The following is a 9,157-nucleotide window of genomic DNA, read 5'->3' as shown; positions in this document are numbered from 1 at the left end:
CCTGACAGGGGGTCCCTTTTGCGCGCTGATAAGGGGTCCCGTTTGGACGCCGATTGACAAGCCGAAAGAAAATATCGGCACCTAACCACCTAAAATGCCATATCGATGTCTGGCGATACCTTAAATCGCCCAATAGGGGCAATTCAGTTGCCTTCACGATCAGTTTTCAGCATTGGCTCGGCACCAGCCGATATCAGATCAATTGACCTTCATTAATTGGCTTGGATACGGCCCTGCTAGATCAATTGCTTCGTCCAAATCAGCATGAAGCCATCGGTCATAATCTTCGGGATGCAGAATTACCGGGCAGGCCTTGGGATGGATCGCACCGACAACATGGGCAGCGGGATCGCCGTCATATCCAGAAGTGAGAAACGAAAACACAGGCATGATCTCAGTTGGTCGCCATATCCCTGCAAAGGCGAATGTTGGTTGGCTAGGAACGCTGAACCAGAACGCCTTCTTCTTGCCTGTCTCCGGCATAGGGGCGGCAGACCATTCTTGAAATTCCGTCACTGGGACAAGGCATCGGCGATCAGGGTTTGCCAGTGCCGACTTCCAAAATGGCGACGTATAATTGCGCACGTTTGTCACCGGCTTGCCTTGGAACGGGAAGCCCCAAGCCATGGTGGACAATAGCCGCTGGCCATTCTCTTCGCGAACGACGCAGCCCGGCTTACCGGGCGCGACATAATCCTTTTCAATGACAATCTGATAGGCGGGATCAGGAATGGCGTTGAACAGCCGGGCCATTTCCTCCGCTGTACTCCGGGCTTTATAGAGATTGCACATTTAGACTCACCCGCGATACCGGCTTACAACCCTCTTCCATTCCCGCTCATCGGGCAAGGGAAGCGTGATCATGCCTATCGGATATTCCGTTAGCAGATCGATATGCCTTGGCCTCACCTTCTGCCCAATCGATTTGCGACATGCCCTGCACCACATCTTACCCCGCACATCGCGCAAATCTTCACTCCATCCCTTTCTGTGAAAAAACCACCACAGGCCATGCGGATCGAACACGGCAAAATGCCCACAACCGCAACGGACTTTGACGGCACGATGCCAGGCGGCGGCTTCAAATAAGCAGGTCGCCCGCTTTAGCCCGTCGCGATAATGCGCCATGAATCAAAACAACGCACCCTGTTCCACCGGCTGGAAAAAGCGGGCAGCAGCAATGGCGTTTCGGTAATGGATTGTCTCAAAGCGCTCGGCTTCCTCAAACCGGACCGGGGTCCATTCTTCGGATGGATAAACGGTATCAAATATGGTTTTGGCGATGGTGCGCAGTTCGGGTTGATCAAGCTGGGTCATATATCCTCCTTCGAGAACATATGAAGAACATTACGTGAGTCGGTCAACCGCCCTTGATCACGGCTTATCCCATTCCGACGCTCATATGGTACAGCTACGGGGTGGATTTCGGACTGTCCGTTTTGAAAATATGAAGCGCTATAGCTGCCGCATCACAAAGGCGGTATGTCGCGATCATGAGCGACGAAGTGTCCGCTGATGCAAGCTGTTGTTGCAATTCACTGCCTGATCTAGCCGTGGTCCCAATGGGTTCGGATGCGCTGGACGAACGCGTGTTTACATCTTTGGAACAAATCATCGAGCGTGGAGGGGAGCAATGGTGGCTCTATGTTTCTCACTGCCTCAAATGTTCGCAAGTCTGGATGATCGCGCAGGACGATCGCATTTACGACAACTACTATCTGCGTCGCCTTCTCGCATCCGAGAAGCAAGCCATTATAGATAAAGGGCAGTGGCCTGACGAGTTTATGACCTACGAGCAGGTTCTCAGGCTCGGCATAACCATGAGCAAGCCGTGGACATATCTTGATCCCCGTTCACCGGCATTGGTATCGACGGCGGAAGATTTGCGGCGGGAGAGACCCGACATCTCTTTGGATGAGATCGCCTATCTGCTTGCCATCTCGGTGCCTGATGCCGCTCGCCTGCTACAACCACCAACTTTGATCGACCGCTTTCGAGCATGGGTCATGCGCGGCTAAATAGCTAAAAATGGTCGTTAGCGGATGGGCGGCTTTCCGTTGCACCTGCCGCCGCGACCACGGGCGTCGATGGGCGGGTATCTGCCGTATGAAATTGACGATTCTAAATGTGTGAGCCTGACTTATTTTCATAGGCTTGTGACTGCACGGACCCGTATCGGTCTTACCGCGAATCTCTAGGACTTCGATCTTATCCATGCGCTTAGATGTGCCGCTACCTCCAAACAGGTCCAACGGCGCAAGCGCCAGATCAAAAGTTGTAGCTTTATACCCACCGGCTTCAATGCCAGCCGGAATGGCTCAAAACATATGTTGACTCATATTTGATCTAGCTCATAGATAAGAACATATCTTATGAGCGAGTCGAGGGGCAGATATGAGCCGCATTGCATATTACCGGGTTTCTACAGGCGGGCAGAGCATTGAAGCCCAGCGCCAGACCCTTACCGGCCCTTTCGATAAGGAGTTTGCCGATGAAGGTGTATCAGGTGCGACCATGGCAGCGGATAGACCCGGCTTCGCCTCCCTGCTCAATTATGTGCGTGAGGGTGACACTCTTTATATAGCCGCGATCGATCGCCTTGGGCGCGACGCACTTGATGTTCAATCTACAGTTCGTAGGCTGATTGAACGGGGCGTGACGGTAGATGTTCTTGGTCTTGGTCCTATCGGCAGAGGCGTTGGGGAATTGATTGTAGCAGTCCTAGCCCAGATTGCGGATATGGAGCGGGGCAGGATCAAGGAGCGTTGCGAAGCAGGCAGGACCGCCGCTAGGGCGTCCCTAGAAGCCACAGGGCGCACTCATAGGGGCAAAGTTAGCATGGGGAGGCCTAAGGCTGCTGATGCTGCTACAGTCGCGTCATGGCGTAGGGAGAACGCTGCGAGCATCAGCAAGACGGCGGCGCAATTCGGTTTGTCCGATGCGACCGTGAAGAGATATTGCGCGCTGGCCTAGTGGGCGTCCTCCCCATGTCGTATCGCAACTCTGTATCGGCAATACCATCTGCTCTGGAATGACATACCGTACTTTCCGATACAGATGGATGATACGGATCGGAAAGGGGCGATTGCGATACGGTATGCTGGCTGGGCGCTGGCTGCACTGCATCCCGCTTGATCCGGGTAGGGCAGGCCGTCCCGCTGTGCTGGTCGGGGCCTTGCCCGCCATGGGGGAAATAGGCCCGCGCTAGGTCAGAGTTGCCGCCTAGCAAAATCCGATCAAAATTTAGGTCGTAACGGGTTGGCAATGTTGATCTGGCTACTATTCATATCGTCGCGATGTGATCGGAGATATTTGATGCACGGACAGTGGCTCGGCAAGATTGAAGGCGAGCATCCTGCGACCTTACGGTTAGAGTTAGAAGATCGTGGCCTGAACTAATTAGGCCATATCTATCTATTCTATGACCGATCCCATAATCTTCCCGGATTCCGTTTCCAAGTCAGGATGCCCAAAGAGGGGCCATACGTTGCCGATCTAGAGACTTGGTATCTCTATCCAGATGGAGGGGTCATGACTGGACCGGATAGAAAAGTCGGCGAAGATAATTTGCGGCAGCGGTTTGGTGAGGTCATGCCAGAGATCATCAAGGCTGAATTTGCTAATGCAGACGGGAAATTAGAGATACGTTGGGCTGCAAATGATGACGGCGGCACGGTATCAATGAAAAAGTCTGATCCCGATGGAAAATCGTCCTTTGAGAGTGAGGGCGATCTGACAACGTGGAATCAGTTTAGAAACTGGGCTATTGGCCAGAAACCTCGTCAGCATATCTTTAGGGGGCAGGGTTATCCATACAAACTCGCGTCAACGTTCCATAGGACTTGGCGAAAAGATTTGCAGAAGTGGATCGCCGACGACGTTCAGAGGCTATTTGGAGCAGTCGCTGACCGAATATCATATCCACTGCAACTAGGAACGTTGGCGCATAACGCGGCAATATGGAATATTTTGCAGCATCACGGCTACCCTACGCCGATGCTGGATTGGACCTTTTCCCCATTCGTTGCAGCGTTCTTTGCTTTTCAGCACGTCCAAATAGGTCAGGATAAGCCTCCCCGCATTTTTATCTTCGATCAAGAAGCATGGAACGAGCGTTATGGTAAGGCAGCCTTTATCGTCGATGCTGCACCTCCGCAGATGGTAATTCTGGAGAGTATGGCGCTTGGTAATCCGCGATCATCCCCTCAACAGGCGCTATCAGCAGTCACTAATATCGCTGATGTAGAGGATTTCATAAAGGAGAGAGAGGCGAGCGATGGAGTCAAATATCTTACTGTATGCGACCTACCTGCCAGTGATCGTCCCCGCATCATGCGCGAGTTGGAACTGATGGGCTTGACGTACGGTTCGCTATTTCCAGGACTTGACGGAATTTGTCGCGATATGAAGGATCGCCTATTTGCTGCACCCATTGGGCAGGTAGGGTAGGCCCATGCCTTTTCCCATCGTGCAGGACTGGGCGCATGCGAGGGGCAATCGGTCACGCGCTTGCCTGAGTTGCCCCCTCGCAAATCTCTAGCAAAATTTGGGTCTAAGGAGTTGGAGCGTATTACAGGCCCACTGTCGGAAGCGGCTTGAACTCATTTGGCTTTATTTCCTGCACAACGGCCACCAACTCAATTGGCTTTGAGGAAGAGCGCAATTCATAAATCCTAGAAAAATTGGGTTTTATAACATCGCCACCAATAGGAGCCGCTGAAAATCCGTGAAGCACGGTGCCGTGGGCAGTGTTAAAACCATAACTATTTGTATGCACGCCTCCTGCTCCCTTGATCCATAAACTCGCCTCTGCGGTTGTATTGTTTGTCATCATAACGATCGTAGGAGCGTGTTCGCTAAGATGGGAAGCCGACACAGTAATCTCGTAATGAAAAGGCGAGATTTTGATAATCGACGCTGTAAGGTTTGAAAACTCCGTGTGCTTTGGCCGGAAGTCATCCGAACCTGTCACTATCTGCAATATTTGTTGCTGGGCAGCAGGTATGCCGATGTTATGTAGGTCTATATGAACGCTCTGCATCAGCAATGCTGGCATGGCCGATCCATCGACCCTGACAGGGATCAACTGAGTTTGCCCTTTGGCAGCTTGATATAGCGCATTGTGCCATTCCAATTTGACCATGCCACTATCAAGGCTTTTAGCAGACACAAAGAAGAATACGAAATTGGGAGCAGTCATGCCCTCATTCATTTTCTCTATAATGCCTTCACCGGGCTTGATGCTCCAAGCGTCATAAAAGACATTTGCCGCGCCTAGCTTATCTTTTAAAGCAATAGCAATCGGCTCCACAACGGGCTTGTCGCTATGCTGATGGCTGAGAAATACTTTCATCAAATCCCCCTATATGGTGGGGATATGGGCGCGGGATCACCATTCTCAATAGGGGAAAATCATGCGTGAGCAGAGATTCTCTTTTGGACACTGATTGAGAAACAATCTGTCGCCATTGCATGTCCCCACGTCGTTCGGCACAAAAGCGATATGAGGCGGATATCTACTTTTTTAGTGGGATTTCGCATCGCTACACCGTCACTTGGACACGGTGTAGGCCTAAATGCCGCTGGCTGCCACAACGATCGCAAGAACGGCGGATACCATTGCCATCGCGGTCCTAGCGTATCCGCCCCTGTCGCCTCTCCAAGACGCTCCACGCCACCCGTCGCCTCACCTAGGCGCACCATCGTCACGCCTACCCCGCAAAGCAGCTATCGCGCTCCATCCACATTGCTCAGCAATCCAACGCCAGCCGTTGCAGATGCAAAGATGGAGACGATACAGAAACTCTTGCTGCGCCTTGGCTGCCAGCCCGGCCCGGCTACCGGGCGCATGACGCCCGCAACGCAATTTGCGATTATGAAATTCGAAGAGAACGAGGGGATGCCCATCAAAGGTGAGGCATCGTCGCTGATATTGGACGCATTGCTTTCGCGGATTACCGGCTAAGTCCGCCCGATCCGCACGGCCTAATCTGCCACCAAAATATGAAAATCATTATGTTGGGCGGATTGTTGGCCTGGCCACAAAGGCCTGCTAAAAACCTAGCATTTTCAATATATTAGTCAAAATTATGGCGGAGCGGCAGGGATTCGAACCCTGGATACGCTTTTGGCGTATACTCACTTTCCAGGCGAGCGCCTTCGACCACTCGGCCACCGCTCCGCATTGCACTGGAAGTCGCGCTCCCTATCGCGGCGCGGGCGGCTAGGCAAGGGGATGCTTTACTTTCCTGTGCGGCCGCGCTCTGATTGCGGCATGATCCGTTTTTTCGCGCCCGCGCTGCTCGCTTCTCTCCTCGCCTCAACCGCCATCGCGGCTGATCCGCCGACAACGCCCGCGGCGCTCGTAGCGAGTGCGCCCGCTGATGCCTGGCGCGCGATTCCGCTCGAAGACCTGCTCGTCATGACGATCGAAGGCGGCAAGCGCGTCGTGATCCAGCTCGCCCCGGCCTTCGCGCCGCGCCATGTCGGCAATATCCGCACGCTGGCGCGCGCGCACTGGTGGGACGGGACCAGCATCAACCGGGTGCAGGACAATTATGTCACCCAATGGGGCGACGCGACCGAGAAGAAGCCGATGCCGCCCGGCCTCGCGCCCACCAGTGCGGCCGACTATGTCCGCTCGCTCGCCAATGTGCGGCTGGCGATCACGCCCTTGCCCCATCCCGATGCCTATGCGCCCGCGACCGGCTATGTCGATGGCTGGCCGATGGCGATGGATGGGGACGCGGCCTGGCTGCCCCATTGCTATGCTTCTGTCGGCGTCGGCCGCAACCTGTCGCCCGATGCGGGCACGGGGGCGGAACTCTACACCGTCATCGGCCAAGCCCCGCGCCAGCTGGATCGCAATATCGCGGTCGTCGGCCGGGTGATCGATGGCATGGCCCATCTGTCCAGCCTGCCGCGCGGCAGCGGTGAGCTTGGCTTCTACACCGCCACCGAACATAAAATCCCGATCCTCTCGGTCCGCCTCGCCAGCGACCTGGCACCCGCGGAACAGCCCCGGTTTGAGGCGATGGACGTCGCCTCGCCCAGCTTCGCCGCCTATCTGCGCCTGCGCGCCAATCGGAAGGATGATTTCTACGATCTGCCTGCGGGCGGGGTCGACATCTGCAATGCGCCGGTGCCGGTCCGTCCGGCTCCCTAAAGGGAACATTCGCGCCCGCCGCCGCGCTATGTCATCCTGTAGGAAAGCGGCCCCGCCACGCGCCGCGCCATCGGGAGGCATTGCATGATCGTCGGCACCGTCAGGGAAATCAAGAATCACGAATATCGCGTCGGGCTGACGCCTGAAAGCGTCCATGAACTCACCGCGCATGGCCATGCGGTGCTGGTCGAAAGCGGGGCAGGGGAGGGAATCGGCGCGCACGACGCCCTGTATGAAAAGGCGGGTGCGCAGATCGTCGCCACCGCCGCCGAGATCTTCGCCCGCGCCGACATGATCGTGAAGGTCAAGGAGCCGCAAGCCGCCGAGCGCGCGATGCTGCGGCCCGACCAAATCCTCTACACCTATCTCCACCTCGCCCCCGATCCCGATCAGACGCGCGACCTGATCGCCAGCGGCGCGATCGGCATCGCCTATGAAACCGTGACCGACGCGCAGGGCGGCCTGCCGCTGCTCAAGCCGATGAGCCAGGTTGCAGGCCGCATGGCGATCCAGGCCGGCGCGACCGCGCTCGAAAAGGCGCATGGCGGGCGCGGCGTCCTGCTGGGCGGTGTTCCCGGCGTCCTGCCCGCCAAGGTTGCGGTGATCGGCGGCGGTGTCGTCGGTTTCAACGCGGCGCAGATGGCGGCGGGGCTGGGCGCGGACGTTACCATCCTCGACCGCAGCCCCGAAGTGCTGGAAAAACTCGGCATGTATTTCGAGGCACGGGCCAAAACGCGCTTTTCGAACCGCGCCAACCTCGCGGACTGCGTGGCCGATGCGGACCTGGTGATCGGCGCGGTGCTGATCCCCGGCGCGGCCGCGCCCAAGCTGGTCAGTGCCGATATGCTCAAGACGATGAAGAAGGGCGCAGTGCTGGTCGATGTCGCGATCGACCAGGGCGGCTGTTTCGAAACCAGCCACGCCACCACCCATGCCGACCCCACCTATATCGTCGATGGCATCGTCCATTATTGCGTCGCCAACATGCCCGGCGCGGTCGCCCGCACCAGCACCTATGCGCTAAACAATGTGACTTTGCCCCATGCGCTGCGGATCGCAGACCTCGGCTGGAAAGGCGCGCTGCGCGCTGATCCGCATCTGCGCGCGGGCCTCAACGTGGCCCAGGGCAAACTCACCTATCGCGCCGTCGCCGACGCGCTCGACCTGCCCTATACCCCGGCCGAAGATCTGCTCGGCTGACCCGGCCCGTCCGCCAACCTTGTCCGACTTGTGTCGGACAAGGTGCGGATTTGTCGACCTTGTTCGTCTAGCCAGCCAAGGGACCTGTCCTGTCAGCCCCTTGCTCTGGTTCCGCCGAAGAGAGGCATGGTTTTACGACATGGTCGATCTAGTTTCATTCGCCGCCTTGTTTGTCCGGGGCACCGACAGCCTGGCCACCGGCCTCACGCCAGCCATGGGAGCGCGCTGATGAACGGCGATGTCATGACCTGGTTGGTGCCGCTGCTGTCGATGTTGGCCGCTGGCCTGTTCGCGGGTTTCGCGGCGGGGATTTTCGGCATTGGCGGCGGCTTCGTCGTCGTGCCTGCGCTGTTCGTCGTCCTGCCGCTATTGGGCGGCACACCCGAAGCGATCGCGCATGTTGCCATCGGCACGTCGGCCGCCACCATCATTGTCACCTCGATCCGTTCGCTCCTGTCCCATGCCAAGCGCGGCGCGGTGGAGTTTGAAATCCTCAAGACCTGGGCACCGTGGATCATCCTGGGTGATGGCGTCGGCGTGCTGCTGGCGGGCCATGTCGATGGCCATATCCTCACGATGATCTTTGCAGGCGGCGTGTTCCTGATGTCGCTCAACTTCCTGCTGCCCAAGGTCGGCGACAAGGTAATCAGCCAGGATATGCCATCGGGCATCGCCCGTGTCGGCATCGCGGGCGGGCTGGGCACTTTTTCCGCGTTGCTCGGCATTGGCGGGGGCACGATCGCGATCATGGTGATGACGCTCTGCGGCCGTTCCATCCACCGTGCCATCGCC

At 56.8% G+C, this 9,157-nt stretch carries 10 protein-coding genes and 1 tRNA gene; 7 read left to right on the top strand and 4 right to left on the bottom strand.

From position 1 onward, the window contains the following. Positions 1-198 precede the first annotated feature (198 nt). Both IL54_RS21080 and IL54_RS21075 read right to left on the bottom strand, forming a co-directional pair. Positions 199-792, bottom strand: a complete 594-nt coding sequence (locus tag IL54_RS21080) for an SOS response-associated peptidase (protein WP_037480195.1) — start codon at positions 790-792, stop codon at positions 199-201. A gap of 339 nt (positions 793-1,131) precedes the next feature. Further along, positions 1,132-1,317, bottom strand: coding sequence for a hypothetical protein (locus IL54_RS21075; protein ID WP_037480194.1), 186 nt, complete (start codon positions 1,315-1,317; stop codon positions 1,132-1,134). Positions 1,318-1,493: 176 nt separating this feature from the next. Between IL54_RS21075 and IL54_RS21070 the strand changes: the two genes are divergently transcribed. The 3 genes from IL54_RS21070 (at position 1,494) to IL54_RS21060 (ending at position 4,449) form a co-directional block, all read left to right on the top strand. Then, the gene (locus IL54_RS21070) at positions 1,494-2,018 is read left to right on the top strand and encodes a hypothetical protein (RefSeq protein WP_156106332.1); all 525 of its coding nucleotides are present in this window, start codon (positions 1,494-1,496) and stop codon (positions 2,016-2,018) included. A gap of 376 nt (positions 2,019-2,394) precedes the next feature. Continuing rightward, positions 2,395-2,973 carry a recombinase family protein gene (locus tag IL54_RS21065; protein ID WP_037480189.1) on the top strand — a complete coding sequence of 193 codons (579 nt, stop codon included), beginning with the start codon at positions 2,395-2,397 and terminating at the stop codon, positions 2,971-2,973. A 558-nt stretch (positions 2,974-3,531) separates the two neighbouring features. Next, the gene (locus IL54_RS21060; protein WP_162182264.1) at positions 3,532-4,449 is read left to right on the top strand and encodes an FRG domain-containing protein; all 918 of its coding nucleotides are present in this window, start codon (positions 3,532-3,534) and stop codon (positions 4,447-4,449) included. Positions 4,450-4,570: 121 nt separating this feature from the next. Here the strand turns inward: IL54_RS21060 and IL54_RS21055 are convergent, their stop codons facing one another. Then, the gene (locus tag IL54_RS21055) at positions 4,571-5,353 is read right to left on the bottom strand and encodes a toll/interleukin-1 receptor domain-containing protein (RefSeq protein ID WP_037480173.1); all 783 of its coding nucleotides are present in this window, start codon (positions 5,351-5,353) and stop codon (positions 4,571-4,573) included. A gap of 432 nt (positions 5,354-5,785) precedes the next feature. Here IL54_RS21055 and IL54_RS21050 point away from each other — a divergent pair, with 432 nt between their 5' ends. Then, a complete protein-coding gene (locus IL54_RS21050; protein ID WP_037480162.1) occupies positions 5,786-5,965 on the top strand; it encodes a peptidoglycan-binding domain-containing protein in 180 nt (59 codons plus the stop codon). A gap of 125 nt (positions 5,966-6,090) precedes the next feature. Here IL54_RS21050 and IL54_RS21045 read toward each other — a convergent pair. After that, positions 6,091-6,181: transfer RNA gene (locus IL54_RS21045), tRNA-Ser, on the bottom strand. A gap of 93 nt (positions 6,182-6,274) precedes the next feature. Here IL54_RS21045 and IL54_RS21040 point away from each other — a divergent pair. From IL54_RS21040 to IL54_RS21030, 3 genes are all read left to right on the top strand, one after another. Beyond that, positions 6,275-7,165 carry a peptidylprolyl isomerase gene (locus IL54_RS21040; protein WP_037480151.1) on the top strand — a complete coding sequence of 297 codons (891 nt, stop codon included), beginning with the start codon at positions 6,275-6,277 and terminating at the stop codon, positions 7,163-7,165. A gap of 84 nt (positions 7,166-7,249) precedes the next feature. Then, entirely contained in the window at positions 7,250-8,365 is a 1,116-nt protein-coding gene (gene ald, locus IL54_RS21035) for an alanine dehydrogenase (RefSeq protein WP_037480147.1), read from the top strand. Between the two features lie 228 nt (positions 8,366-8,593). Further along, the coding region (locus tag IL54_RS21030; protein ID WP_037480708.1) for a sulfite exporter TauE/SafE family protein at positions 8,594-9,157 on the top strand (564 nt) is incomplete at its 3' end.

This window comes from Sphingobium sp. ba1 (assembly GCF_000743655.1).
In the GTDB taxonomy this organism is placed as follows: Bacteria; Pseudomonadota; Alphaproteobacteria; order Sphingomonadales; family Sphingomonadaceae; genus Sphingobium.
Note: the sequence above shows the minus strand (reverse complement) of the source record. Positions and strands in the feature narration are given on the sequence as shown.

What these genes read in the sequence shown, in the direction of transcription:
- ald (WP_037480147.1), top strand. Translation starts at nt 7,250, where the DNA reads ATGATCGTCGGCACCGTCAGGGAAATCAAGAATCACGAATATCGCGTC.
- IL54_RS21070 (WP_156106332.1), top strand. Translation starts at nt 1,494, where the DNA reads ATGAGCGACGAAGTGTCCGCTGATGCAAGCTGTTGTTGCAATTCACTG.
- IL54_RS21075 (WP_037480194.1), bottom strand. Translation starts at nt 1,317, where the DNA reads ATGACCCAGCTTGATCAACCCGAACTGCGCACCATCGCCAAAACCATA.
- IL54_RS21080 (WP_037480195.1), bottom strand. Translation starts at nt 792, where the DNA reads ATGTGCAATCTCTATAAAGCCCGGAGTACAGCGGAGGAAATGGCCCGG.
- IL54_RS21065 (WP_037480189.1), top strand. Translation starts at nt 2,395, where the DNA reads ATGAGCCGCATTGCATATTACCGGGTTTCTACAGGCGGGCAGAGCATT.
- IL54_RS21060 (WP_162182264.1), top strand. Translation starts at nt 3,532, where the DNA reads ATGACTGGACCGGATAGAAAAGTCGGCGAAGATAATTTGCGGCAGCGG.
- IL54_RS21055 (WP_037480173.1), bottom strand. Translation starts at nt 5,353, where the DNA reads ATGAAAGTATTTCTCAGCCATCAGCATAGCGACAAGCCCGTTGTGGAG.
- IL54_RS21040 (WP_037480151.1), top strand. Translation starts at nt 6,275, where the DNA reads ATGATCCGTTTTTTCGCGCCCGCGCTGCTCGCTTCTCTCCTCGCCTCA.
- IL54_RS21050 (WP_037480162.1), top strand. Translation starts at nt 5,786, where the DNA reads ATGGAGACGATACAGAAACTCTTGCTGCGCCTTGGCTGCCAGCCCGGC.